The sequence below is a fragment of the Micromonospora globbae genome, from assembly GCF_036184225.1.
Taxonomy (GTDB): Bacteria; Actinomycetota; Actinomycetes; order Mycobacteriales; family Micromonosporaceae; genus Micromonospora; species Micromonospora globbae.
Window position 1 is genome coordinate 4990175 of sequence record NZ_CP108084.1, and the last position, 22596, is coordinate 5012770.

21 protein-coding genes, 1 tRNA gene and 1 pseudogene are annotated in these 22596 nt (G+C 73.6%); 8 read left to right on the forward strand and 15 right to left on the reverse strand.

Features of this window, described 5'->3' with window-relative positions:
* Window positions 1–8: 8 nt before the first annotated feature.
* Window positions 9–1685 carry an MDR family MFS transporter gene (locus OG994_RS22505; protein ID WP_240032862.1) on the reverse strand — a complete coding sequence of 559 codons (1677 nt, stop codon included), beginning with the start codon at window positions 1683–1685 and terminating at the stop codon, window positions 9–11.
* 175 nt (window positions 1686–1860) lie between these two features.
* Window positions 1861–2409, reverse strand: coding sequence for a type 1 glutamine amidotransferase domain-containing protein (locus OG994_RS22510; protein WP_120327902.1), 549 nt, complete (start codon window positions 2407–2409; stop codon window positions 1861–1863).
* Window positions 2410–2588: 179 nt separating this feature from the next.
* Between OG994_RS22510 and rfaE2 the strand changes: the two genes are divergently transcribed.
* Together rfaE2 and OG994_RS22520 are read left to right on the forward strand one after the other, a co-directional pair.
* Entirely contained in the window at window positions 2589–4538 is a 1950-nt protein-coding gene (gene rfaE2 / locus OG994_RS22515; protein WP_328850887.1) for a D-glycero-beta-D-manno-heptose 1-phosphate adenylyltransferase, read from the forward strand.
* Window positions 4535–5413 (forward strand): glycosyltransferase, encoded by an 879-nt coding sequence (locus OG994_RS22520; protein WP_328850888.1) that lies wholly within the window; start codon window positions 4535–4537, stop codon window positions 5411–5413. The genes rfaE2 and OG994_RS22520 overlap by 4 nt, the downstream gene beginning before the upstream one ends.
* 101 nt (window positions 5414–5514) lie before the next feature.
* Here the strand turns inward: OG994_RS22520 and OG994_RS22525 are convergent, their stop codons facing one another.
* From OG994_RS22525 to OG994_RS22535, 3 genes are read right to left on the reverse strand one after another with little or no spacing between them, the layout of a single operon-like run.
* The gene (locus OG994_RS22525) at window positions 5515–6618 is read right to left on the reverse strand and encodes a glycosyltransferase family 9 protein (protein WP_328850889.1); all 1104 of its coding nucleotides are present in this window, start codon (window positions 6616–6618) and stop codon (window positions 5515–5517) included.
* Between the two features lie 9 nt (window positions 6619–6627).
* Window positions 6628–7170 (reverse strand): Hsp20/alpha crystallin family protein, encoded by a 543-nt coding sequence (locus OG994_RS22530; RefSeq protein WP_120327906.1) that lies wholly within the window; start codon window positions 7168–7170, stop codon window positions 6628–6630.
* 31 nt (window positions 7171–7201) lie between these two features.
* Window positions 7202–7708 carry a DUF2231 domain-containing protein gene (locus OG994_RS22535; protein ID WP_328850890.1) on the reverse strand — a complete coding sequence of 169 codons (507 nt, stop codon included), beginning with the start codon at window positions 7706–7708 and terminating at the stop codon, window positions 7202–7204.
* Window positions 7709–7888: 180 nt separating this feature from the next.
* On the opposite strand from OG994_RS22535, the gene OG994_RS22540 reads away from it, so the two are divergent.
* The 3 genes from OG994_RS22540 (at window position 7889) to OG994_RS22550 (ending at window position 10694) form a co-directional block, all read left to right on the forward strand.
* A complete protein-coding gene (locus OG994_RS22540; RefSeq protein WP_328850891.1) occupies window positions 7889–8506 on the forward strand; it encodes a pyridoxamine 5'-phosphate oxidase family protein in 618 nt (205 codons plus the stop codon).
* 141 nt (window positions 8507–8647) lie between these two features.
* Window positions 8648–9373 carry a winged helix-turn-helix domain-containing protein gene (locus OG994_RS22545; protein ID WP_328850892.1) on the forward strand — a complete coding sequence of 242 codons (726 nt, stop codon included), beginning with the start codon at window positions 8648–8650 and terminating at the stop codon, window positions 9371–9373.
* A gap of 112 nt (window positions 9374–9485) precedes the next feature.
* On the forward strand, window positions 9486–10694 hold the full coding sequence (locus tag OG994_RS22550; protein WP_328853768.1) for an MFS transporter: 1209 nt from the start codon (window positions 9486–9488) through the stop codon (window positions 10692–10694).
* Window positions 10695–10770: 76 nt separating this feature from the next.
* On the opposite strand, the gene OG994_RS22555 is transcribed toward OG994_RS22550, so the two are convergent.
* The gene (locus OG994_RS22555; protein WP_328850893.1) at window positions 10771–11442 is read right to left on the reverse strand and encodes a GNAT family N-acetyltransferase; all 672 of its coding nucleotides are present in this window, start codon (window positions 11440–11442) and stop codon (window positions 10771–10773) included.
* Window positions 11443–11512: 70 nt separating this feature from the next.
* A complete protein-coding gene (locus tag OG994_RS22560) occupies window positions 11513–12214 on the reverse strand; it encodes a hypothetical protein (RefSeq protein WP_328850894.1) in 702 nt (233 codons plus the stop codon).
* Between the two features lie 117 nt (window positions 12215–12331).
* Here OG994_RS22560 and OG994_RS22565 point away from each other — a divergent pair, with 117 nt between their 5' ends.
* Window positions 12332–12574, forward strand: a complete 243-nt coding sequence (locus OG994_RS22565; RefSeq protein ID WP_328850895.1) for a hypothetical protein — start codon at window positions 12332–12334, stop codon at window positions 12572–12574.
* A gap of 99 nt (window positions 12575–12673) precedes the next feature.
* Here OG994_RS22565 and OG994_RS22570 read toward each other — a convergent pair whose 3' ends face one another.
* Window positions 12674–13171 carry a pyridoxamine 5'-phosphate oxidase family protein gene (locus OG994_RS22570; protein WP_328850896.1) on the reverse strand — a complete coding sequence of 166 codons (498 nt, stop codon included), beginning with the start codon at window positions 13169–13171 and terminating at the stop codon, window positions 12674–12676.
* Between the two features lie 373 nt (window positions 13172–13544).
* On the opposite strand from OG994_RS22570, the gene OG994_RS22575 reads away from it, so the two are divergent.
* A complete protein-coding gene (locus OG994_RS22575; RefSeq protein ID WP_328850897.1) occupies window positions 13545–14135 on the forward strand; it encodes a hypothetical protein in 591 nt (196 codons plus the stop codon).
* A 212-nt stretch (window positions 14136–14347) separates the two neighbouring features.
* Here the strand turns inward: OG994_RS22575 and OG994_RS22580 are convergent.
* Window positions 14348–14421 (reverse strand) — tRNA-Thr (locus OG994_RS22580).
* 145 nt (window positions 14422–14566) lie between these two features.
* Between OG994_RS22580 and OG994_RS22585 the strand changes: the two genes are divergently transcribed.
* Window positions 14567–16309 carry a metallophosphoesterase family protein gene (locus tag OG994_RS22585; RefSeq protein WP_328850898.1) on the forward strand — a complete coding sequence of 581 codons (1743 nt, stop codon included), beginning with the start codon at window positions 14567–14569 and terminating at the stop codon, window positions 16307–16309.
* A 165-nt stretch (window positions 16310–16474) separates the two neighbouring features.
* Here OG994_RS22585 and OG994_RS22590 read toward each other — a convergent pair whose 3' ends face one another.
* The 6 genes and pseudogenes from OG994_RS22590 to tmk all read right to left on the reverse strand — a co-directional run bounded on the left by OG994_RS22590 (window position 16475) and on the right by tmk (window position 22542).
* On the reverse strand, window positions 16475–17314 hold the full coding sequence (locus tag OG994_RS22590) for a PSP1 domain-containing protein (RefSeq protein ID WP_328850899.1): 840 nt from the start codon (window positions 17312–17314) through the stop codon (window positions 16475–16477).
* A 433-nt stretch (window positions 17315–17747) separates the two neighbouring features.
* On the reverse strand, window positions 17748–18434 hold the full coding sequence (locus OG994_RS22595; protein WP_328850900.1) for a hypothetical protein: 687 nt from the start codon (window positions 18432–18434) through the stop codon (window positions 17748–17750).
* A complete protein-coding gene (locus OG994_RS22600) occupies window positions 18434–18739 on the reverse strand; it encodes a hypothetical protein (protein ID WP_328850901.1) in 306 nt (101 codons plus the stop codon). Before OG994_RS22600 ends, OG994_RS22595 begins: the two co-directional genes overlap by 1 nt.
* 1 nt (window position 18740) lies before the next feature.
* Window positions 18741–19070, reverse strand: a complete 330-nt coding sequence (locus tag OG994_RS22605) for a YbaB/EbfC family nucleoid-associated protein (RefSeq protein WP_328850902.1) — start codon at window positions 19068–19070, stop codon at window positions 18741–18743.
* A gap of 152 nt (window positions 19071–19222) precedes the next feature.
* Window positions 19223–20413 (reverse strand): annotated as a pseudogene (locus OG994_RS22610) (DNA polymerase III subunit delta'); the annotation flags it as partial.
* Window positions 20414–20478: 65 nt separating this feature from the next.
* A complete protein-coding gene (tmk, locus tag OG994_RS22615; protein ID WP_240032878.1) occupies window positions 20479–22542 on the reverse strand; it encodes a dTMP kinase in 2064 nt (687 codons plus the stop codon).
* Between the last annotated feature and the right edge of the window lie 54 nt (window positions 22543–22596).

The window sequence follows — 22596 nt, forward strand, 5'->3', positions numbered from 1 at the left end:
GGGCGCGGTCAGAGCATCGTCTGGGACTTCGCCTCCATCTCGGCGGCGGCCTCGTCCTTCGACTCCCGCGTGAGCGGCTTGCCGCCCGGGGCCGCCGCCTTGCCACCCAGCGGGTCCGCGCCGCCGGTGGCACCCTGCGGTCCGGTGCCCCGCAGCTGCGCGTTCGGCATGGCGAGGGTGACCAGCACCGCGGCGATGGCGATGAGCCCGGCGGTCAGGAAGACCATGTGCAGGCCCTCCACGAACGAACTCTGGATGGCCGCGCGGACCGGGCCCGGCAGGGCCAGGATGGTGGCCGGGTCGTTGATCGAGATGTTCGCGCCGCCGCTGGCACGGACGGCCGCCTGCTCGGCCGGCGGGAGCTGGGCGATCGCGCCGGGCAGCCGGCTGGACAGCTCGGTGGCGAGGCGCGAGGAGAGCACCGCGCCGAGGATGGCCACCCCGAACGAACCGCCGAGCGACCGGAAGAACGTCGCCGAGGACGTGCCGGCGCCCAGGTCCCGCATCGAGACGGCGTTCTGCACGGCGAGGATCAGCGACTGCATGCAGAGGCCCAGCCCCACGCCGATGACCACCATGAACCCGAACGCCGTCCAGAGCGAGCTGTCGACGTGCAACTGGGTGAAGAGCAGCATCCCGGCGAGCAGGACGGCCGAGCCGATCACCGGGAACCACTTGTACCGGCCGATCCGGCTCATCGCCCGGCCGGTGAGGACCGAGGTCACGATGATGCCGGCCATCATCGGCAGCATGAGCAGACCGCTCTGGGTGGGCGAGGCGCCCTTGACGATCTGGAGGTAGAGCGGGATGAAGATGATCGACCCGAACATCACCAGACCGAGCACGAACCCCGCGCCGTTGGCCAGGGCGAACGTGCGGTTGCGGAACAGCCGCAGCGGCAGGATGGGCTCGGCGACCCGGGCCTCCTGGAGCAGGAACAGCACACCCAGCACGGCGCCGGCCGCGAAGAGGCCGAGGATCACGCCGGACCCCCAGGCGAACTCGTTGCCGCCCCAGCTGAGCGCCAGCAGCAGGCTGCTCACCCCGGCCACCAGCAGCGCCGCGCCGAGCCAGTCGATGGCGTGCTTACGGCGCTGGAACGGCACCAGCCGCATGACGTGGTAGCAGACCACGATGGCCAGCAACGCCAACGGGACGTTGATGTAGAAGATCCACCGCCAGTTGGTCTCCGCGAAGTACCCACCGACCAGCGGGCCGGCCACCGACGAGATGCCGAAGACCGCGCCGAAGAGACCCTGGTAGCGACCGCGGTCTCGCGGCGACACCACGTCCGAGATGATCGTGAACGCGAGCGTCATGAGGCCACCGGCGCCCAGACCCTGGATGCCCCGCGTGATGATCAGCTGGGTCATGTTCTGGGACAGCCCGGCCAGCAACGACCCGAGCAGGAACGTGCCGATCGAGAACAGGAAGACCGGACGCCGCCCGAACAGGTCGGCCATCTTGCCGTACAGCGGGGTCGACGCGGTCGAGGCGAGCAGGTACGCCGTCACCACCCACGAGTAGTGGTTGATGCCGCCCAGCTCGCCGACGATGGTCGGCAGGGCGGTACCGACGATGGTCTGGTCCAGTGCCGCCAGCAGCATGCCCGTCATCAGGCCGAGCATGAGCAGGCGGATCTGCCGGCTGTTCAGTACCGGTGCGGCATGCGTCTCCGTGGTCACCCGCCCTTCTTCCCCCACGCACGGGCAGCCATGCTCGCCCCGCCCAAACTCCTCGCACCCCGGCCCTCGCCCTCCCCGGTGATCATGAGGTTGGCGGGGCTCTGGGAGATCGAACTCGCCGCTAACCTCATGATCACCGGGGTCGGGCGGGGGCCGGGGGGCCGGGGGGGGTGGGTCAGTGGGGGCCTTCGGCGAACTCTTCGACGATCTTGGCGCAGAAGGCCGGGAGGTCGTCCGGCTTGCGGCTGCTCACCAGACCGTTGTCGGTGACGCAGGGCTCGTCCACCCAGGTGGCGCCCGCGTTCACGAGGTCGGTGCGCAGGCTCGGCCAGGAGGTGATCCGGCGCCCGCGCACCACGTCCGCCTCGACCAGCGTCCACGGACCGTGGCAGATCACCCCGACCGGCTTGCCGGCGTCGAAGAACGCCCGGACGAAACGGACCGCGTCCGGGTCCGTACGCAGGAAGTCGGGGTTCGCCACACCGCCCGGCAGCACCAGGCCGTCGTACCGGCCGGCGTCCGCCTCGGCGACGGTCACGTCGACGTCGTACGGCTTGGAGGGGTCGAGGTGGTTGAAGGCCCGGATGGTGCCCGGCTTGAGCGAGACCAGCTCGGCCGTGGCGCCGGCCTTCTCCACCGCCTCGCGCGGCTGGACGTACTCGACCTCCTCCACGCCGTCGGCGGCGAGGAAGGCGATCCGCTTGCCCTGAAGTGTCGTTGCCATCTCGATGCATCTCCTCTCCGGGGGTACGTCTGGATCGTGCCCGGGACGGACCGGGCGAAACGCACCCCGACGTGACACCGACCACCTGCGCGACCGGCGAGCGGAGAGGACCGAGCGGACCGACGGGGGCCGGACGGCCGCCATGTTTGACCCATCGGGCCGGGGGGATCCCGGAAGGCATGGCAGGAGCAGCAGCGGAACAGCGGCGGCTCGCCGGCGTCGTGGAGAGCTGGCAGGGCCGCCCGGTCCTCGTGATCGGTGACGCCATGCTCGACGAGTGGCGGTTCGCGGAATCCGACCGGCTCTGCCGGGAGGCGCCCGCACCGGTACTCACCCTCCGCCGGCGGATCTCCGCGGCGGGCGGCGCGGCGAACACCGCCGTCAACGTCGCGGCCCTCGGCGGCCGGGCCGTCCTGGTGGCCCCGGTCGGCGCCGACGTGGCCGGCGACGAACTCCACGACTGCCTGGACCGCGCCGGCGTGTGGGACCGTACGGTCAACCAGCCCGCGCGCCCCACGCCGGTGAAGCGGCGGATGCTCGCCGGCAACCAGATCCTGCTCCGGGAGGACTCCGGCGAACCGGACGACCCGCTCGACCCGGACGGGGTGCAGCGGCTGCTCACCGCCCTGGACTGCGCCACGGAGGAGTTGCGCGCCGCGGCCGGCGGCGAACGGCCCACGCTCGTGGTCTGCGACTACGGCCTCGGCGCGCTGCCCGAGCCGGTACGCGCGTGGCTGGTCGCCAACCGCGAGCGCTACGCGACCGTGGCCCTGGACGCGCACGACCTCGCCGACTGGCGTGGCCTCGCCCCGACCGTGGTGACCCCGAGCTTCGCCGAGGCTACCCGGCTGCTGGCCCGCGCGTCCGGCTCCGCCCGTCGTACGACCGGCCCCGACCTGCACCTGGACCATCCCGACGGCGATCCGGCCGACGGGCCGTCCGAACTGTCCGTGGGCGCCGCCCCCGGCGACCGCGCTCCCCGTGCCCACAGCGTGCAGGGCCCCGGAGCGACGCACCGGGCGGGCGACCCGATCGACCACGCGACCGCCAACCCCGACGGCCACGCGACCCCGACCGGCCTCGACGGCCACGCGACCGCCGGCCTGAACGGCCACGGGACCGCAGGCCTCGACGGCAGCGCCACGGCGGCGCGGCTCGACCGGACCGGCCCGACCGGCGAGGCGGCGCCCGACCGGGTGGCGCTGACCGGTGACGGGCTGAGCGTGGCCGCCACCGGCCTGACGGTGAGCGCGGCCGACGGCGAGGCCGTCGACCGGGCGAAGGTGGCCGAGTCGCGCCTGGCGGAGCTGCACGTCCACACCGGCGCGGACGTGGTGGCCGTGACCCTCGACACCGAGGGCGCCGTCGTCGGCGGCGCCGACGGCGAGCGCCGGCGCAGCCACAGCACACCGGTACCGGCCAGCCACGCGGTCGGTGCGGGGGACGCGTACCTGGCCGCCATGACGCTGGCCCTCGCGGCCGACGCGCCGCTGTCGACGGCCGCCCAACTGGCCCAGCTCACCGCCACCATCACCGTCTCGGACACCGGAACCTGCGTCTGTCGGCGGGAGGACCTGCTGGCGGCCCTGGACCGGCCGCACCGGGACGGCGAGCATCCGGTGCTCGTCGACGCGGCGGAGCTGGCCGCCATCGTGGCCGAGCACCGGCGCGCCGGACGCGCGGTGGTCTTCACCAACGGCTGCTTCGACGTGCTGCACCGGGGTCACGTGCGGTACCTGGAGCAGGCCCGCACCCTCGGCGACCTGCTCATCGTGGCGGTCAACTCGGACGAGAGCGTACGCCGGCTCAAGGGACCGGACCGCCCGGTGAACCCGGTGGAGGACCGGGCCGCGCTGCTCGGCGCGCTCTCCTACGTGGACCACGTGGTGGTCTTCGAGGAGGACTCGCCGGCCGAGCTGATCCGGGCCGTACGCCCCGACGTCTACGTCAAGGGCGGCGACTACCCGCCGGAGATGGTGCCGGAGGCGCCGCTGGTGCGCCGGCTGGGCGGGCAGGTCCGGACCCTCGGGTACGTGCCGGACCGCTCCACGTCGCGGATCATCGACCGGATCCGGGCGCACGGCCAGGAGCGGGACTCCGACCCGTCGTTCTCCAGCAAGCCGTCGTGAACCGGCCGCTGGACCCGGGAACCCCGGAGCGCTTCCGCGCCGACCGGCTGGTCGACGTGCTGATCCCCACCCGCAACCGGCCCGCCGAGCTGGCGGTCACCCTCTCCGGGCTCGCCGCCCAGGAGGGGGTGCCCGGTTTCGGGGTGGTGGTCAGCGACCAGTCCGACGGCGAACCGGCGTTCGCCCACCCGGCCGCCGCCACCATGGTCCGGGCGCTGCGCCACCGCGGGCATCCGGTGCTGCTCACCCGCCGGTTGCCGCGCCGGGGGCTCGCCGAGCACCGGGCGTACCTGCTCGCCACCTCGGCGGCCCGGTACGTGCTCTGCCTCGACGACGACGTCTGGCTGGAGCCCGGTGCGCTGCACCGGCTCGTGACGGCCCTGACCGAGCTGGGCTGCGGGTTCGTGGGCAACGCCGTGCACGGCCTGTCGTACGTCGACGACGTCCGGCCGGAGAGCCACGTCCACTACGAGGAGTGGCAGGGCCGACCGGTGCCCGAGCGGGTCCGGCCGGGCACCCCGGAATGGGACCGCGCGCAGATCCATCCGGCGGCGAACCTGCTGCACGTCACGCAGAAGCTGGCGCTGCCACCGGGCGCGTGGCGGGCGTACAAGGTCTCCTGGATCGGCGGCTGTGTCCTCTACGACCGGGAGAAGCTCGTCGACTCGGGCGGCTTCGACTTCTGGCGCCGCGTGCAGGAGAAGCACCAGGGCGAGGACGTCGCCGCCCAGCTCGCCGTGCTGGAGCGCCACGGCGGCGCGGGGGTGCTGCCCAGCGGGGCGTACCACCTGGAGTCGCCGACCACCGTCACCGACCGGGACGTGGAGGCGTGGGAGGTCGTGCTCGCCGACGAGGACGCCGCGCAGCCGGCCTGAGCCGGGCGCGGCGCGGTCGTCAGCCTGGCGGCGCGGCCTGAGCCACGCGGCACGGCCTGAGCCACGCGGCACGGCCTGAGCCACGCGGCCCGGTCGGAGTCTCAGGTCAACAGCTCGCGGGCGGCTTCCAGCACCTCGGCCACCGGCACGTCGGTGACGAACGAGTCCCGGTGCGGGCATTCGCCGTCGCCGGGGCGGTGCGGGTAGATGCCGGGCGTGCAGTCCACCCCGCAGACCGGGCAGTGCACGGTCCACGAGCTGATTGGCCGGTGCCGGCCGCGCAGCGGGTTCGCGGTGTTGATGAAGTTGCCGACCCAGAAGATGCCGACGGTCGGGGCGCCGACGGCCGCGGCCAGGTGCAGCGGCCCGGTGTCGTTGGAGATCACCAGCGCGCAGTCGGCGTAGCAGCCGGCCAGCCCGCCGAGGCTGAGCGTGCCGACCTGGGGCCGCAGCGGCACGCCGGCCGCCTCGACCACCCGGTCCACCACCTCCCGCTCCGAGGACGTGCCGGTGACCAGCACCTCGTACCCGTCGCCGGTCAGCTCGCGGGCGACCTCCCCGAACCGCTCGGCGGGCCAGCGCCGCCGCGTGTCCGTCGCGCCGGGGTGCAACGCCACCCGGGGCCGCCGCGCCGGGCCGAGCACCCGCTCCGCCTCGGCCCGGTCGGATGCGGTGACGGCGAGCGTGGGCACGATCGTGGTGGCCGGGGCGCCCACCAGCGCCGCCACCTCCAGGTAGCGGATCACCTCGTGCTGGTAGTAGACGTACCGGATCCAGCGGTCCAGCGGCGGCGCGTTCTCGGCCCGCAGCCCGGCCGTCACGCGGGCGCCGAGTGCGGCGACCAACGGGTTGGAGTTCGCGCCGCCGCCGTGCAGCTGCAACGCCAGGTCGAAGCGTTTCGTCCGGGCCGTGGCCAGGAAGTCGTCCATCGCGGCCGGCTCCTCGTCCGGCTCCGGGTAGCGGATGCCGTCCGCCGGCGGCACCACCAGCACCCGGTCGACCGGGCCGGGCCGGTCGCGCCAGAGCTTCGCGTGCCACGGCGCGCCGAGCAGCACGATCTCCGCCTCGGGGTACGCGGCCCGCAGCGCGTCCAGCGCCGGCAGCACGAAGATGAAGTCGCCGAGCGCGTTGGCGCGCAGCACGGCGATCCGTTCGACGTCGGGTACGCGCTCGGCGGCCGGGCCGAGCAGGGACGGGGCGACCACGCGGTCCCGCTACGGCCGGTCGATCTCGCCGGTCGCCGTGTCCGGGCGGTGCAGCTCCCGGTCGGCGGCCGGGTCGCCCGGCGTCGGCGTACGACCGCCGAGGGGTCGCGGGCCGGCGCGGCCCACGGTGATGGTGCGCGGCGCGGGCCGGGCGGCGCGCGGCAGCCGTACGCGGAGCAGGCCGTGGTCCATCACCGCGTCGATGGCGTCCGGGTCCACCCGCGACGGCAGGTCCACCCGGTACTCGAAGCCCCGGGTCTCGAAGCCGCCCGGGATGCCCTGGTCGGCGTTGACCTCGGCCTCCGAGCGGGCCCGTACGCAGAGTTCCCGGTCGTCCAGCTCGACCGCCACCTCCTCGGGCGCCACGCCGGGCAGGCGGACGACGACCTCCCAGCCGTCCGCGGTCTCCGACAGCTCCACCTCCGGCGGCCCGGACCGGCCGCCGACGAGCCGGCGCAGCTCCGTACGCAGGGACTGGAGCTCCCCCATCGGGTCCCAGCCCTGCTGCCGGCCGCGCCAGCGTCCGAACCCGCCGCCGCCCTGTTCGCTCATGCCGCCGCCTCCCGTCGCTCGCCGCTCCCGCTCATCGCGCCTCTCCGATCCGCTGCGTGGCCGCGGGAGGCCGCAGCGAGCTGGGCGCGTCCAGGCCGGCCTCGGCGTCCACGCCCACGCCCAGCCGGTCGACCAGTTCGCCGCCGAGCCAGGCGCTGACCCCGAGGATGGCCACCGCGACCACCTCGATGGCGATCAGCGCGCCACCGGCCGCCCGGGACTCGGCGTTGAGGCGTACGACCCAGATGGCGGCGAAGAGCAGGATCACCGCCAGGTTCGCCGCCGCGTGGCTGAGCGCCACCCGCTTGGCGCGGGTGCCGGTCGGGATGGCCAGCAGGTCGAACGCGCCCGCCATCGCCGCGAGCAGGCCACCGATCAGGCCGACGGTGATGTTCCAGTACGCGACCTCGCCGAGGAAGTCGGGCCCGCCGAGGGCGTCGATCACGTCGAAGATGACGGCGGTGACCAGCAGGCCGATCGGGAACATCACCAGCATCGGATGGACGGGATGGCCCAGCACCTTGAGTCGGCTCTCCATCTCCGGCCTCCACTGGTCTGGTCTGCGCGTCGTGTTGGGGGCGGTACCCGGGGCCCCGCCGGGCAAACCTCGCCTGTCGGCGCTCGCCTAGGCTGGCGGAGCGGGTCGCCGCGCGGCGGCGGCACGACCCACGGCCGACAGCGGCGTCGGCGCGACCAGGCCGAGGCCCAGGAGGATCACGTGACCGTGGAGATCACCTCACCGGAGGAACTGCGCGAGCTGTTGGGGGAGCCGGTCCCGCGGGCGATCGCGAAGGAACGTACGCGGCTGCACGAGCGGGACCGGCAGTGGTTGGCCGCCTCACCGTTCTGCCTGGTGGCCACGTCGGGCGCGGACGGCAGCTGCGACGTGTCGCCCAAGGGCGACCCGGCGGGCTTCGCGCTCGTACTCGACGACCGGACGATCGCCCTGCCGGAGCGCCCCGGCAACCGGCGGGCGGATGGCTACCGGAACATCCTGGAGAACCCGCACGTCGGGCTGATCTTCCTGATTCCCGGGCGGACCGACACGCTGCGCGTCAACGGTCGGGCACGCCTGGTGCGGGACGCGCCGTGGTTCGACGACATGGTCGTGAAGGGTCACCGGCCGATCCTCGCCGTGGTGGTCGAGGTCGAGCAGGTCTTCTACCACTGTGCGAAGGCGTTCCTGCGCTCGGAGCTGTGGAAGCCGGAGACCTGGCAGCCGGACGTGCTGCCCTCCCGGGCGCGCCTCGTGAAGGAGCTGGAGGCCCCCGAGGAGAGCCTCGAAGCCCTGGAGTCCCACTACGGCCCGACGTACCTGACAAAGCTCTACACCTGACCCTGCCCCCCTTCACCCCCGCGATCTTGCACTTTTGGCCCTCAAGACGCGGCTTTTATGCGGGTTTGACCGGGCAGGAAGTGCAAGATCGCGGGGGCGGGGCGGTTGCTAAAGACATCTTTCTAAAGATAGCTTTAGCGTATGGCTCTGCCCGCGTTCAAGCTCACCGACCCGAAGGCGCTGCGGGGGTACGCGCACCCGCTGCGGATGGCCCTCATCGGGCTGCTCCGCAACCAGGGGCCGATGACGGCCACCCGCGCCGCCGAACTGCTCGGCGAGAGCGTCCCGAGCTGCTCGTTCCACCTGCGGCAGCTCGCCAAGTACGGGCTCGCCGAGCGGGCGCCCGGCGCCGACGCCCGGGAACGGCCCTGGCGAGCCACCGCGCTCACCACCTCCTGGGACGACGACTCCGACGACCCGCAGGTGCGGGCCGCCACCGACGAGCTGAGCGCCGCGCAGCTCGCGCTCTACGTCCGGCGGGCCGAGGAGTACGTGGCCCGGCGCCCCGAGGAGCCGGCGGTCTGGCGGGCCGTCACCGGCTTCGGCGACTGGACCGTCTACGTGACGCCGGAGGAGATGGCCGAGCTCAAGGAGCGGATCGACGCCGTGCTCTCCGAGTACGACGACCGCGTGACCGACCCCTCCCGGCGGCCCGCCGGCGCCCGCCGGGTCAGCATCATGCGCCTCGCCGTGCTGCCGCCCGAGATTGCCGGGACCGACCCTAGCGGCGCTGCCGGGACCGGCCCTGCCGACGGGGCCGGCCCTACCGGCCCTACCGACGACGCCGGCCCTGCCGACGGGGCCGGCCCTACCGGCGGGGCCGGCGCGGCCTCCGCCGACCCGGCCAGTGACGCTGATGAGCGCTGACCTGCCCGGCCCTTCGGTCGGCGCCCCCACGGCGACCGTCGCACCCTCCCCGACCGGGACAACCCCCACCACGCCACCGCGCCGTGGCCGCCTCCCCCGGCTGCTGCGCGAGGTGGGCTTCCGCCGGTACTGGTCGGCGCAGACCGTGTCGTACTTCGGGGACGAGATCTCGACCCTGGCGCTGCCGCTGCTCGCCGTGCTCATCGCGGGCGCGGGGCCCGCCGAGATGGGCTACCTCACGGCCGCGCTGCTCACACCCAACCTGCTCTTCTCGCTGGTGGCCGGCGCCTGGGTGGACCGGCGCCCGCACAAGCGGCGCATCATGATCCTCGCCGACGTGGGCCGGGCGCTGCTGCTCGGCACCCTTCCGGTCGCGTACGTGCTCGACGCGCTCACCATGCCCCAGCTCTACGCGGTGGCGTTCGCGATGGGCACCCTCGCGGTGCTGTTCGAGGTCGCCCGGGGGCCGCTCTTCGTGTCCCTCGTGGACCGGCGGGCGTACGTCGAGGCGAACACGCTGATCAACGGCAGCCGCGCCATGTCGCTGGTGGCCGGGCCGAGCATCGGCGGCTTCCTGGTGCAGCTGCTCACCGCCCCGATCGCCCTGGTGGCCGACGCGGTGAGCTACCTCGTGTCCGCGTACTTCCTGACCCGGATCCGCCCCACGGAGCCGGCGCCGGCCCGCGGCGGCGGCCTGGGCATCGGCGAGGGGCTGCGCTTCATCACCCGTACGCCGATGATGCGGTCGATCCTGCTCGGCACCACGACGGTCAACCTGTTCAACTTCATGTTCGCCGCGCTGTTCGTGCTCTACGCCACCCGGGACCTGCACCTCTCGCCCGGTCTGCTCGGCACCGTGCTCGGCGCGGGCGCCGTGGGCGGGCTCATCGGCGCCGCCGTCACCGGTCGGGTCACCCGCCGGTTCGGCATCGGGCCGACGTTGGTCTTCTCCTTCGTGCTCTTCCCGGCGCCGCTGCTGCTCGTCCCGCTGGCCGACGGGCCGACCCCCGTGGTGCTCGGGATGCTCTTCGCCGCCGAGTTCCTGTGCGCCGTCGGCGTCATGATGCTCGACATCGTGAGCGGGTCGGTCCAGACCGCGCTCACCCCGGAGCGTCTGCTGGCGCGAGCCAGCGGCGTCCGACGCACCATCAACTACGGCATCCGCCCCATCGGCGCGCTGATCGGCGGCGGCCTGGGCGCCGCCCTCGGCGTACGTGAAGCGCTCTGGATCGCGACGGCCGGCGCGCTGGCCGGCGTGTTCTGGGTGTTCTTCTCGCCCGTCCGGCGCCTGCGCGAGCTGCCGGAGGCGGCCGGCGCCTGACCATCCGCGCGGCGCCGGCCCGGCCCGCGCGGGTCGACTGCCGGGGTCTGGCTTCCGAAGGTAGGGCTGCCGGGGGTCAGGCCGTCGGGGGTACGGCCGGGGCGCCCAGCCCGAACAGCTCGCGGCAGCGGTCGTCGAGGCCCTCGACCGTGACCGCGGGCCGGTCGGACGTCACCCAGTCCCGCCGGGTCAGGCGCAGCCGCTGCGAGACCCGCACCTGGCCGTCCAGCACGTCCCTGCTGATCCCGTCCGGCCGGTAGCCCAGCTTGCGGGACACCGCCAACGGGGCGGGGTTGTCGGTGAACGACTCGGTGACGGCGTGCTCGGCGTCGAGGCCCGCGAACGCCAGATGCAGCATGGCCGCCCGCATCTCGCTCCCCACGCCGCGCCCCTGGTGTTCCAGGCCCAGCCAGGACGCGCTCTTCACCTCGCGGAGCACCGCGAAGTCACGCGCCCGCATCTGCTGTACGCCCACCGGCCGCCCGTGCGCGAACACCGCCAGCTCCAGCGTCCACTGGTACGGGGTCCACAGCCCGCGGTCCCGCCAGTGCCGCTGCACCACCCCTCTGGCCAGCTCACGGGGCGGCAGGTCCGTCCACGGCGTCAGGAAGGGGCGTTCGTCCGGCCGGTGCACGCCGCGCGCGGCCAGGTCGGCCAGTTCGGCGAGCTCGTCGTCGGTGGGAAGCCGCAGCTCGAGACGGTCGGTCCGGACGCGCAGTCCCACGAGGGGCCAGTGATCGATCAGCACGGGACATTCTCCCGCCCGCGTCCCGGGTCGTGCATCCGAGTTCGGGCTGCCGCCCGGGCACGGCGCGCGTTCAGGTCCCGGCCGTTCCCGGGGCCGGCGCGGGTGCGGCGGCGGCTTCCTGGGCGGTCGTAGGCACGGCTGCCGGTGCCGGTGCCGGCACGGCCGCTGCTTCCGGCGCGGCCGCCGGGGCAGATGCGGGTGCCGGTGCTGCCCGCCGGCGCAGGAAGCGTCCGTGCCGGGCGCGCACCATCTCCCGGAGCCGGTACGACCACGAGGCGAGGAGCAGCACCAGCATCCCCGCCCCGATCGACCAGGCGATCACGTCGGACGTGCTCCGCACGCTCGGCAGGGTGACGGCCAACGCCACCGTCGACACGCCGGGGAAGATCAGCCCCATCGCCAGGGCCTGGGAGAGGTGCCCGTCGTACTTCCGCTTCCAGTAGAACGTCTCCCAGCCGAACAGCGTCCTGTCCCCTGTGTACCGGGCGACGGCCGGGCTCAGGACCTGCTCGATGTACTCACCGGCGATGCGGATGTCCCGGTACTGCGAGGCGACGTTGAGACCCAACGCCGCGCTGATGAGCGGCAGGAGGAGCAGGAGCCGGGGGTCGGCCTTCTCCGCGAGGATGAAGCCGGCCACCGCCGCGACGACCGTCAGATGCAGGCCGATGACATTCTGGTTGTGGTTCGCCTTGCGTTCGATGGTGCTCCGGATCGCCGCCGCGTCGGCCAGCACGACGGTCAGGGCCCGGTCCTGCATCTCCTCGGTCATGGCGCCCCCTCCCCGCACCCTCTATACCAACAGCCGTCAATGCCGGTGGCGACCCGGAACCGCCGCGATCGATTCGTCCGACCCCACGGAAGCGGGTTCCGCGGCGATACTGTTGCGATGCTGACGTGGATCGGGCGGGCAGCGTCCCTGCTGGTGGCGCTCGCCCTCGCAGTCGTCGGGGTGTTGTTCCTCGGCGGTGTGTGGAGCGCGTGGGATCCGATGTCGCCGAACGGGCCGCCACTCAACGACGCCTCCAGGGCCTACGAGCTGGTCGTGGCCCTGTTCGGTCTGAGCCTCCTGGGCGGCGGCGTCTGGATCGCCGTCCGAGTCGTCCGTGGAACGGTCCGCCGGACCGCGTGACCCGGGTACGCCAGCACGATTCGTCAGCGACGACGGCGAGGTCGTACGCAGGCGGATGGAGTTGGCCGGAGGGCTGCCGGTCCTCCCGCCACGTGCGGTTCAGGCGCGCTGACGCTCGGCCCGCTGCCGGACCAGCTCCTCGACCGCGGAGGGAAGGGTCGTCTCGAAGTCGATGAGTTTGACCCACGTCGGAGTGATGACGATCCGGACCATGCCGTCGTAGAGCGAGCGGACCTCGGCCTCCCACTCGACGCGCTGCTCGGGGGTCATCTCGTAGCTGCCGTTCATCTGCAGGTACTCCTCCGGGATGCCGTCCACCACGTCCAGCGCCGCTCGACCGCGGATGAGCAGGATCTTCGGCGGGTGCACCTCGGTGTCGATCGTCAGCGCGACCTCGGGGTTGTGCCGCAGGGCGGGCAGCTTCGGGGCGTTCTTCGTGGTGCAGACGACGATCTCCGAGCCGTTCCAGGTGAAGGCGATCGGGATGTTGCGGGGGGTGCCGTCCTTGGCGACGTACGCCATGCGGAGCAGGTCGCGAGACAGGAGCTCCTGGCTGATCGGGAGGTTCAGGATCGCGGTGATCTCGTTCTGCTGCATGGCGGTCGCTCCTTCGTCGATGTCGTCGAGGCCGGTTCGGCTGCTCGTACCCCGGGGACGGAGCCGCTCGCGCGTTCTCGACATCCACAACGCAGGTTCAGCGGACTTCCCTGACCGCTCGTGACGACGATCGAGCAGCTTGAACGGGACGTCTGGCCGGACCCCGGCCCGGACGCTACCTCTCTCGTCAGGCGTTGCATGGAGCTGCGGCGCAAGCCGTTGGCGGAGTTCACGGTCGACGGGGTCGAGGTCGCTCGGATGATGGTGTCCTACGCCGCCAGCGGGGCCCGTAGACGATGCCGTTGCCACTTGCGGACCAGACGCGGACCGGCGACGAGGACGGCGTGGGACAGGTCGGCCCTATGCTCCTGGCATGGCAACAGAGCACGGGTTCATCGACCTGGATCAGAGAGAGGGGGATCCTGCCGGATCGGACGAGAGTCCGGGTGAACGCGTGCCGTCGAGACAACGTACGGCGCTGTACCTCGTCGGCGCCTTCGCTCTCGGTGCGGCGCTTGGCGGTGCCGGTGTTGCCACATTCCAGGAACGCCGTGCACAACAGGCACAACCGGCCAGGGTCGCGGTCGACGCGATGGCCGGCCCCACCAGCGGGGGCACCGGACGCGGCGGGAACGCCGAGGTCGACGCCCAGCTGACGGTGGTCAACGCCGGTTCCATACCGGTCATGGTTCGTTTCGTCGGAGCGCAGGAGACGGGCGTACTGGTACGCGAGAGCGACCAGTCACTGTTGCTGGTCCCGGGCAGCACAGGCGGGATAGACGTCCGGCTGACGGTTGATTGCCGCATGGTGAGCCCGAATGCTCTGCCGATGCGCTTCTCGGTGCAGACCCCCGACCAGGTGACCGCCGAGGTCACCATGCCGGTTGAATTGGGCACTTGGTACGAGAGCGTCGGTGCACTGTGTAGCGCCTCGCCTGCGGCGACGGGGCGGAGTCCCGCCTAGGTTCTGGCCGTCCGTCAGCGCGGCCGGGCCGGCCCGGCCGAATCCGACCGGAGGTCGCCAGCAGGCCAGGTCCGGGCCGGCGCAGCCCGGCCGCGTTGACGAGGCGGCCGCCGCACGGGGCAAGGACCATTCAAGGACTCGACGGGCCGGCGGCGGCGTGGTCGACAGCGAAAACGGCGAAGCCCAGGTCCGTGACCTGGGCTTCTTCACCGAGCCGCCTGTGAGAATCGAACTCACGACCTACGCATTACGAGTGCGTCGCTCTGACCGACTGAGCTAAGGCGGCAACGACGCCCAAGTGTACGGCACGCGCCCGTCGCCGCCGAACCCGATACCCCGGGTCCTCGTCGACGCCGACAAACCGGACAGGGCACACCAAGCCGTCGTTCGCCGGACAGCAGGAACGACAGGGCCGGGACTACGCTGCGGCGGTGACCGATGATCGTCCCCACCCCGACCCGGTCTCCGCGCGACCCGGCGAGCCGGCCGGTGAGCGGGCGGCCCGCCGCCCCCGGAGCACCGACCCGCTGGAGCTGGGTTTCACCCCGCGCAAGCCGGTGCCGTGGCTCGCGCCGTTCCTGCTCGTCAGCACCGGCATCCGTACGCTGCTCGCGATGCTCTTCGGGGCGTACCTCGACAAGCGGGAGCTGCAGAACTCCCTCGAGGCGCGCATCGAGCGGCAGGTGGGGCCGGACGGTGGGCTGTGGCTGGACTACGTGGCCGACCTCGGCGACGGCTTCAACGCCACGTACTCGGTCGCGTACCTGCTCGCCCAGCCGGAGCTGGAGGTCGACGGGCACCGCCTCCCGCGCGCGCAGACGCTCGTGATGGGCGGCGACCAGGTCTACCCGTCGGCGGCCTTCGAGGCGTACGAGGACCGCTGCAAGGGCCCCTACCAGGCCGCCCTGCCGGCCACCCCGCCCGAGCGTCCCACCCTCTTCGCGGTCCCCGGCAACCACGACTGGTACGACGGCCTGACCGCCTTCCTGCGGCTCTTCGTCCGCTCCCGGGACCGGCACTTCGGCGGTTGGGGCACCGGCCAGTCCCGCTCCTACTTCGCCGTGGAGCTGCCCGGGAACTGGTGGCTGCTCGGCCTGGACGACCAGTCCGGCTCGTACCTGGACGACCCCCAGCTGGCCTACTTCGACACGGTCGCGGGCAAGCTCGGCCCGCAGCACCGGGTGATCCTGGCGGTGCCGGCGCCGACGTGGGTCAAGGCCGTCGACCACCCCACGGCGTACGACTCGATCGACTACTTCATCCGTACGATCATCGCGCCCACGGGCGCGCAGGTCCGGCTGCTGATCTCGGGCGACCTGCACCACTACGCCCGGTACGCCGGCCCGGACCGGCAGCTCATCACCTGCGGCAGCGGCGGCGCCTACCTCTACCCGACGCACAAGCTCCCCGAGCGGATCCAGGTGCCCCCGAAGGACACCCTCGCGCGGCGCGCCAGCCTCTCCCGCCCGTACGACCTGAAGGCGCGCTACCCCGACGCGGCCCGCAGCCGGCGCTACGGCTGGGGGATCCTCCCCCGGCTGCCGCTGCGCAACCCGGGCTTCACCACCCTGCTGGGCACCCTGCACACGCTGCTGATGCTCGCCATGGCGGGCGTGGCGACAAACCGGGCCGGCACCAGCGAGCAGCGGCTGTTCAGTGTGCCGCTGGTGCTGATGCTCGGGGTGACGCTGCTCGGGGCCGCGTTCTTCGCCAAGCCGCCGAGCGCCGGCGGCAAACGGCACGCCCGGCACTGGATCCTGGGCGTCACCCACGGGTTGGCCCAGGTGGCGCTGGGCGCGGCGGGAACGTGGCTCTGGTTGCAGCTGCCGTTCTCCGACTGGCCGTGGCCGCTGCCCGTGGTCGCCGCCGCGGTGGTGTACGGCCCGATCAGCGGGCTGGTGGCGAGCCAGTTGGTGGCGGCGTACCTGCTGATCGCCGGCACGTTCGGGGTGAACCTGAACGAACTGTTCGCCGGGCAGGGCATCGAGGACTCGAAGGCGTTCCTGCGGATGCGGATCGACCCGGACGGAAGCCTGACGATCTACCCGGTCGCCGTGGACCGGGTGGCCCGCGACTGGCAGGTCAACCCGGATCAGACTGCGACCGCCTCCTGGCTGATACCGAAGACCCCGCTGACCCCCCGCCTGGCCGAACCCCCGATCACCCTGACCTAACCCCTGGCCCCCGCCCGGCCCCGGCCTCCCCGCCCGGCCCAGTCCCCGTTGATCATGAGGTTGTTGCCACGACACGCCGAGGCGGAGGGCGATAACCTCATGATCAACGCGCCGGAAGAGGGCGGCCAGGACGGGCGCGCGGGGCGGGGGCGGGGCGGGGTCGGGTCAGGGGCTGTAGTGCTGGTCGTGGGCTTGGCGGGGGGCGCACACGGAGGCGCGGGAGCAGGAGCAGCGGGAGCCGTCCGCGTCCAGCCGCACGGTGACCGAGTCCCGGGGAACGCTGTGGCCGACCACCCGGCCGTCGCCCTGCGGTGTGGTGACGCGGGTGCCGACCGGCGGCGCGGACTCCTGGAATTTTTGATACAGGGGATGTTCGTACTTGAGGCAGCACATGAGCCGGCCGCACGCCCCGGAGATGCGCAGCGGGTTGAGCGGCAGGTCCTGGTCCTTGGCCATGCGGATGGTCACCGGCTCGAAGTCGGTGAGGAACGTGGCGCAGCACAGGTCCCGGCCGCAGGAGCCGATGCCGCCCTGCACCCGCGCCGAGTCGCGCGCCGAGAGCTGGCGCAGCTCGACCCGGCAGTGCAGGGTGGCGCCGAGGTCGCGGACCAGCGAGCGGAAGTCGACCCGGTGCGGCGCGGTGAAGTAGACGGTCGTGCGCTCGCCGCTGCCGTCGGCGGAGCCGAGCACGTGGTCGACCGCCACGACCTTCATCGGCAGTCCGTGGGCCCGGATCAGCCGCTTCGCGGCCACCTTCGCCTCGGCCTTGCGGCGGCGCAGCGCCTCGTCCCGGCGCAGGTCCTCCTCGCCGGCCATGCCGGCGAGCTTCGGGAAGCCGTCCGTGTCCTCTCCGACCCACTGCGCGGCCCACACGCACTCGGCCACCTCGGGCCCGTCGTCCGTGGGCACCAGCACCTTGTCGCCGACCTGCGGACGCAGCTCGCCCGGATCCAGGTAGTAGAGGCGCCCGTACCGGTTGAAACTGACCGCGCAGAGCATGCCCATGCCCCCACCCTACGACGGGACACGGACTCCGGGCCCGCCGGGCGTCGCCGGACGACTACGCCGTGCAGCCATCCACGGCGGTCGACTCGACCGATACGCGGACCGGACCGACGTGCCGTTGAGCCTCGCCCGGACGGTTGAATCCGGGCCGGCACGGGCGACAAACGACCTGCGGCGGCGTTGAGTGGAGACCATACCTGCGGGGGGTGCAGGGAAAGGCCACGGCGTCGCCGCCGGCGCCCGGCTCGACCGGGCGTCCGCGCGCGACGCCGTGGACCGTCCCGGACCGTCCCGGACCGGCACCGTCACCAGCACCGGCACGACGTGGATCGGCGGCCGGGGAGCGGACCGGGACGGCCAGGGAGCGGACCGGGACGGCGAGCTGACCTCCGGAGAGGAGCGCGAGGTGCCCGGCGGCGGGAACCCCCGCCGCTCACCACCCGACGCGGGTGACCGTGTCGTAGCGGGGCCGACCGGCCACCGGCGGACGCCACGTCGACTCGGCGAGACTCGGGCCCCACTGGCGCAGCAGCGTCTCCGCACCGTCGTACGCCACGGACAGCACCGCCAGCACGCGGGCGCCGATGTCGGCGGCCTCGACGGCCCGCGGCCCGACCGACCCCGATCGCGTCGTCGCACCGGTCAGCACGGAGGTGGCGGCGACCACCGCGACGGCCTCGGACGATCGCAGCACGTCGGCGAGCGCCCGCGCCAGCGCGAGGCGGCTGCCCTCGATCCAGTCGGCGAGCGCGTCGGCGTAGCCGGCGGTTGACTCCAGCCGGCCGACCATGCTGTCCGGCCCCTCGTCGAGGTGCCGCAGCAGCGCGGCGCGCGACTGCGCGTACGCCTCGGCGGCCGGCCCGGACCACAGCACCGGGTCGGTCAGCGTGGCGGACACGTCGTCGTACCCCCGCACCAGCCGGCGCACCCCGTGCCCGGCACCGGACAGCGGCCCGGGGCGCAGGTCGAGGAAGTGGCGCACCGCCTCGCCGGGCAGCACCTGCATGCGGCGCAGCAGCGGCCAGACCCGGTGCCCCTCCGGGGCGCCCGCGGCGAGCAGCGTGTCCACCCGGCGCAGCAGGTCGAGGCCGGGCTCGGCGAGCCGGTCGAGCGCGTCCATCACGCCTCACCGGCCAGGCGTCGCCGGGCCCCGCGGTCGGCGTCGGCGTAGTGCTCGGCGGCCTCGCGGACGGCCGCCGCGGCGGCGCCCAGCCGGCCGGCGACCGCGCGCGCCTCCCGCGCCCGGTTGTCGGTGGCGGCCGTCCACTGCCGGTGCAGCGCGCGCCCGATCTCGCCCGGCCGGCCGGGCGCGTCGGCGCCGAAGGCGGCCTGCGGCGGATCGTTCGCGGTGACGGTGTGCGAGAGCGTGGTGAGCGTGGCGGCCGCCTCGTCGAGCCGGGCGGCGAGAGCGCGAAGGGCGTCCATCTCAGGCTCCCGCGAGCGGTCGGTAGGCGGCGAACGTCTCGTTGTGCAGCTTCTCGCGGGCCCACTCGGCGGCGTCGGCCGCGGCGGTGACCGCGGCCCGCACGGAACCGGCGACGTCGCGGGGGTTGCGGTTGTGCAGCCGGCCGAGGAAGCGGACGTCGGTGATCCGGCCCGCGGCCGTCACGACCACCTCGACGAGGCCGTCGGGCGAGCGCACGGTGACCTCCACGGTCGACACCGCCTGGTCGAACTCGGCCTGGAGCGACTCGATGCGGTGGTAGCGCCGCACGGCCTCCTCGATCCAGGCCTCGTCGATCTCCCCCCGTGGCATCGGCCACTCCTCCCGGACTGATCCTCACTGAGCGTGGCGTCACCGTCACCACGGCATTCCCGGACCGTACCGCATCGAAATCGAGGCTGTCGATGCCTGTGGACGACGGGTCCGGCGCGTGGGACCAGGTCGGGTGGAGGGGGCGGTGCGGCTCAGCCCCGCCAGAGGGCGAGCATCATCGCCTCCACGGCGATGCGCGGCTTCACGTTCGCCTCGATGGCCGCGCGGCAGGCCAGTACCGCCTCCAGGCGGCGCAGGGCCCCCTCGGCGTCCCACTTCTGCGCCCCGGCGGCGGCCAGCGCGGCGGCGTCGGTGTGCACCGGCGCGACGGGCGCCCGCAGGGCCATCGTGAGCGCGTCCCGGTAGAAGCCGGCGAGGTCGACGAGCGCCCGGTCCAGTGCGTCCCGCTGGGCGCGGGTGGCCCGCGACTTCTGCCGCCGCTCCAGGTCCTTGAGCTGGCCGGCCGCGCCGCGGATGGCGCCCGCCGCGCCCCGGCCGGTGCCGCCCGCGCCGAGCGCCGTCTCCAGCGCCGCGCGCTCGGCCGCGTCGGCCTCCGCCACCGAGGCCTCGGCCTCCGCCTCGGCCGCCTCGATCAGCGCGGACGCCGCGTCGAAGGCGGCGCCCACCCCGGTGAGCCGGCGGGGGATGGCGAGCACGGCGTCCCGCCGCTTGCGCGCCTCCGGGTCGCGCGCCAGCCGTCGCGCCCGGCCCACGTGCCCCTGGGCGGCGGCCGCCGCCCACTGCGCCACGTCGGGGGCGATGCCGTCGCGGCGGACCAGCACCTCGGCCACCGCGTCGGCCGAGGGCTGTCGCAGGGGTACGACCCGGCAGCGCGACCGGATCGTCACCGAGATGTCGTCCGGGTGGGTGGACGGGGCGCAGAGCAGGAAGACGGTACGCGGCGGGGGCTCCTCGATGGCCTTGAGCAGCGCGTTGCCGGCGGCCTCGGTGAGCCGGTCCGCGTCCTCGATCACCACCACCTGCCAGCGCCCGCCGGACGGGGTGCTGGCGGCGCGCAGGACCAGCGCCCGCATCTCGTCGACGCCGATGGAGAGCCCCTCCGGCACCACGAGCCGGACGTCCGCGTGCGTACCGGCCATCGTGGTGTGGCAGCCGGGGCACTCGCCGCAGCCCGTGCCGTACGCGCACTGGAGGGCGGCGGCGAAGGCGCGCGCCGCCACGGACCGCCCGGAACCGGGCGGCCCGGTGAAGATCCAGGCGTGGGTCATCCCGGCGCCCGGGTCGCCGGATCCACCGGCGGACTCGGCGGAGTCCGGGGCGGCCGGGGTGAGCGCGAGCGCCCGCTCGCCGGCGGCGTGCCGCAGCACGGCCGCCGCCGCGGTGGCGGCCCGGCGCAGCGTGGCGACCGCCTCGTCCTGACCGACCAGGTCGGCGAAGACGTCGGGCATCAGGTCCGTTGCTCCATCGTCACCAGCTCCGCGTCGGATAACTCCGGCTGCACCGAGGTGTCGGGCCCCTGGGCCGGGCGCGGGTGCACGATGCCGGCGGGGTTGCCGAGCATCTCGTCGACCCGCCGCGCCACCTGCCGGGCGATCTCCTCGACCGGACGCGCGGCGTCGAGCACCAGGTAGCGCTTCGGGTCGGCGGCGGCGAGGTCGAGGAACGCGTACCGGACCCGCTCGTGGAAGGCGACCGACTCGGCCTCCAGCCGGTCGGCCTCCTCGCTGCGGGCCGCCACCCGGGACAGCCCGGCGTGCGGCTCGATGTCGAGCAGCACCACGAGGTCGGGCTTGAGCCCGCCGGTGGCCCAGGACGAGAGCCAGGAGACCTCGTCGACCGGGAGCGTCCGCCCCGCGCCCTGGTAGGCGAGGGACGAGTCGACGTACCGGTCGCTGATCACCACGCCGCCGCGCGCCAGCGCCGGGCGGACCACGGTGGCCACGTGGTGGGCCCGGTCGGCGGCGTAGAGCAGCGCCTCGGCCCGCGGTGACGGCGCCTCGCCGTCGGAGGTGCCGAGCACCAGCGACCGGATCCGCTCGCCCACCGCGGTGGCGCCCGGCTCGCGGGTGACCACCACGTCCCGCCCCTGGCCGCGCAGCCGGTCGGCGAGGAGCGCGAGCTGGGTGGACTTGCCGGCGCCCTCCCCACCCTCGAAGACCACGAAGAGACCGGTGGAGACGAACGGCTCGGCCGGCATGAGCGGACGGCCCCGGATCGAGCCCCACAGGTCGGCCAGGACCGGCACGCCCTTCTTGTCGTCCATCTGCCCGAACGCGCTGATCCCCGCGAAGATGCCGGCCGCGCCCGCCGCGAGGAGCAGCAGGCGGGTCGACGACACCGAGACGCCCAGGTCGGCGATCTCCAGCTTGCGGGAGCCGCCGACGCCGGCGAGCACGCTGCTCAGCGTGATCGCCAGGAGGAGCACCAGCCGCGTGCCGATCTGCACCACGGCGAACACCCGGCCGCGCACCTCGTCGGCGATCTCGCCGCCGAGCAGCGTCGTGCCGGCCAGGAAGGCCATCCCGGCACCGGCGCCGACCAGGATCGCCCCGACGATGGCCATCGACAGGTGGATGGCGAACGCGAGGGTCATCACCGCCGCGCTGGCGAGCACGATGCTCATGCCGAACCAGCGGCGCCGCGACATCTCCTTGACGATCATCGGGCCGAGCCCGATGCCGATCGCCAGCCCGATGAAGATGGCCGCGAAGAGCAGGAAGAACGCGGCGTCGCCGGCGCCGAGCGAGTTGGCGAAGAAGCGGGCGGTGCCGATCACGATGCCGCCACCGGCGAAGGCGCCGAAGATGCCGAGCACCAGCCCCCGGACGAGCGGGGTCTGGGAGATGAAGCGCCAGCCCTCGACGAACTGCCGGGTCATGCTCTGTTCGGCGCGCTCGTGCCGGGCCGCCCGCGCCTGGCTGATCTCCTTGATCCCGAACGCCACCACGACCGCCGTGGCGAGGCGGGAGAACGCGTTGAACCAGAGCGCCAACTGGGCCGGTTCCGCCCAGCCGGGGACCTCGCCACCGGTCGCGGCCCGCACGCTGCGGTCGAGCACCGCGATGGCGAGCGCCGCGAACACCGGCGTCAGGCCGTACGTGGTGATGAGAGTGAGCTGGTTGGCCGTCTCCAGCCGGGCGCGCGGGATGAGGTTGGGGACCGCGGCCTCCTTGGCCGGTATCCAGAGCAGGGTGATCGACTCGACCAGGAACGTGGCGATCGTCGCCCAGCCGACCACCAGCCCGCCGCGGAGGCCGAGCAACGCGACGAGCGGGATCGAGGCGAAGAGCACGAACCGCAGCAGGTCGCAGATGACCATCGTCCAGCGCCGGTCGAACCGGTCGGCGAGGACGCCGGCGATCGGCCCGAGCACCAGTGCCGGCAACAGCCGGATGCCGATCACGAGGCCGAAGGCGGCACCCTTGGCGGTGCTGCCCTGCACCTGGGACGCGGCGAAGACGGAGGTGGCGAGCAGGCCGAGCCAGTCGCCGAAGGAGGCGGCCCCGAGCACGATCCAGAGCCGGCGGAACGGCCGGATGCGCAGCACCGAGCGGATGGCGCCGAT

What these genes read in the sequence shown, in the direction of transcription:
- OG994_RS22510 (WP_120327902.1), bottom strand. Translation starts at nt 2,409, where the DNA reads ATGGCAACGACACTTCAGGGCAAGCGGATCGCCTTCCTCGCCGCCGAC.
- rfaE2 (WP_328850887.1), top strand. Translation starts at nt 2,589, where the DNA reads ATGGCAGGAGCAGCAGCGGAACAGCGGCGGCTCGCCGGCGTCGTGGAG.
- OG994_RS22530 (WP_120327906.1), bottom strand. Translation starts at nt 7,170, where the DNA reads ATGAGCGAACAGGGCGGCGGCGGGTTCGGACGCTGGCGCGGCCGGCAG.
- OG994_RS22535 (WP_328850890.1), bottom strand. Translation starts at nt 7,708, where the DNA reads ATGGAGAGCCGACTCAAGGTGCTGGGCCATCCCGTCCATCCGATGCTG.
- OG994_RS22545 (WP_328850892.1), top strand. Translation starts at nt 8,648, where the DNA reads ATGGCTCTGCCCGCGTTCAAGCTCACCGACCCGAAGGCGCTGCGGGGG.
- OG994_RS22560 (WP_328850894.1), bottom strand. Translation starts at nt 12,214, where the DNA reads ATGACCGAGGAGATGCAGGACCGGGCCCTGACCGTCGTGCTGGCCGAC.
- OG994_RS22565 (WP_328850895.1), top strand. Translation starts at nt 12,332, where the DNA reads ATGCTGACGTGGATCGGGCGGGCAGCGTCCCTGCTGGTGGCGCTCGCC.
- OG994_RS22570 (WP_328850896.1), bottom strand. Translation starts at nt 13,171, where the DNA reads ATGCAGCAGAACGAGATCACCGCGATCCTGAACCTCCCGATCAGCCAG.
- OG994_RS22575 (WP_328850897.1), top strand. Translation starts at nt 13,545, where the DNA reads ATGGCAACAGAGCACGGGTTCATCGACCTGGATCAGAGAGAGGGGGAT.
- OG994_RS22590 (WP_328850899.1), bottom strand. Translation starts at nt 17,314, where the DNA reads ATGGGCATGCTCTGCGCGGTCAGTTTCAACCGGTACGGGCGCCTCTAC.
- OG994_RS22595 (WP_328850900.1), bottom strand. Translation starts at nt 18,434, where the DNA reads ATGGACGCGCTCGACCGGCTCGCCGAGCCCGGCCTCGACCTGCTGCGC.
- OG994_RS22600 (WP_328850901.1), bottom strand. Translation starts at nt 18,739, where the DNA reads ATGGACGCCCTTCGCGCTCTCGCCGCCCGGCTCGACGAGGCGGCCGCC.
- OG994_RS22605 (WP_328850902.1), bottom strand. Translation starts at nt 19,070, where the DNA reads ATGCCACGGGGGGAGATCGACGAGGCCTGGATCGAGGAGGCCGTGCGG.